This window comes from Allobosea sp. 05T422_2 (assembly GCF_056396265.1).
On record NZ_JBFTLD010000510.1, the window covers coordinates 1 to 1476 of the forward strand.

The 1476-nt window shown below is 61.4% G+C and carries 2 protein-coding genes; one reads left to right on the forward strand and one right to left on the reverse strand.

From position 1 onward, the window contains the following. Positions 1–228 precede the first annotated feature (228 nt). On the forward strand, positions 229–378 hold the full coding sequence (locus AC1DJT_RS36675) for a hypothetical protein (RefSeq protein ID WP_476836060.1): 150 nt from the start codon (positions 229–231) through the stop codon (positions 376–378). A 185-nt stretch (positions 379–563) separates the two neighbouring features. Here the strand turns inward: AC1DJT_RS36675 and AC1DJT_RS36680 are convergent, their stop codons facing one another. After that, positions 564–1109 carry a LuxR C-terminal-related transcriptional regulator gene (locus AC1DJT_RS36680; protein ID WP_476769569.1) on the reverse strand — a complete coding sequence of 182 codons (546 nt, stop codon included), beginning with the start codon at positions 1107–1109 and terminating at the stop codon, positions 564–566. Positions 1110–1476: the final 367 nt, after the last annotated feature.

Consider the following 1476-nt stretch of genomic DNA (forward strand, 5'->3'; position numbering starts at 1 on the left):
GCTCGAAACAGACGTAGTGCCATTGGCCATAACGTCATGACGGCATGGCGGCATGGCGGCTTAGCCGGACCCCTGCACGTGGGTCTCGCTCCAGGTCTGGGTCGCCATCACACGACGCCCGCGGACGGTTGTAAGCCATAATCCTCCCGCGATACTCGAAATCGGTCGCAAGGCTGGAACCTTATGGGCAATACGGTTGCGTCGGGGGGAGGCAAGGAGGGCGCCTCGATGCATAACGCCCAGGGACTTTCGCTTCACGGCACGCTCGGCGGGCGCAAGTACCTGAACGCCGCCGAGCGCCGCCGCATCATCCGGGAGATCCACCAGGACCACGCACCGTTCTCGTCGTCCTCGTGCCGAAGCACCCCATGCACGTAGGTGTAGAGGCCATCGGGTCCGGGCCTTCGTGGACCATGCGAAGAGCAACTTCGTAACCGCGCTGGCGGGGCCTGAAAGGTCTAACATGTCGCTCAGGGGGACATCCGGTTTCGGGCATGCCGCGGAGGTCCGCAAATGGCGCACTGTCGAAGTGGATTTGATCGCGATCTACCGGTGCAAGCCACTTATATGGAAAGAACCTTGAGCAGATCGACGGTACTTGATACGCCAAATTTCTTCAAAAGATTCGCTCGGTGGATGTGGACGGTCCGGTGGCTGATCTGCAGCGTCCGCGCAATGTCCTTGCTGCTGCAGCCTTCGTAGAGCAGCTTCGCGACTTCTCGTTCGCGCGAAGTGAGGCGATGGCTGGACGAAACCCCGGGCGCCGCCGCGACGCTCAGATCCACGAACGTCCAAATTACGCGATCGTAGGGCTGGCCCCGGTCGAGCGTCGCCCCGTTGACACGGCACCAGAAATTCTCGCCGTCGCAGCGCTTCATCAGCCAGTCGTCTGAATAGAAGCCCTGCTCGGCGAGGATGGGAGCGATCCGCCGGCCTCGCAGCTCGAACTCCTCGACCGACGAGTAGAATGCGGCGAATGACTGCCCCTTGATCTCGTCCGGCGTGCCGCGCCACATCTCGCAAAACAGCGCGTTACATTCGACGATGACACGCTTGTAGAGGACTGCGCAGGACACCGGCAGTCGAACGAACAGTTCCTCGTAGTTCATCTTTCCTCCCCGGCACGAGACCAACCGCATTCCGGGGGAATGCCGGTTGCCTAGGTAAGCACGGTGACTGGACAGCCCCGTCATCGCCAACCTTAATCAGCCCTCATACCTATTTGCCTAGGTTACCCTCATCGCACAAGAACCTTCTCCGGTTCACGAGAATGCGATGGGGAGCCGGGGCCGCGTTAAATCTGTGAGGATCGGTTGAGCCGCCAGCACCTGACCAATCTCCGCATGCTCGATGTCCGTATGGGGCAGCTGAGATCCGATATCTGCGTGTCGATCCAGGGGGAGCGCATCGTCGAGATCAGCGACCGCCCGCCCAGCGACGGCGATGGCGAAACCATCGACCTGGGCGGTCGCGTGC

Excerpts from the sequence above, each read along its gene's own strand:
- AC1DJT_RS36680 (WP_476769569.1), bottom strand. The coding sequence starts at position 1,109 with ATGAACTACGAGGAACTGTTCGTTCGACTGCCGGTGTCCTGCGCAGTC.
- AC1DJT_RS36675 (WP_476836060.1), top strand. The coding sequence starts at position 229 with ATGCATAACGCCCAGGGACTTTCGCTTCACGGCACGCTCGGCGGGCGC.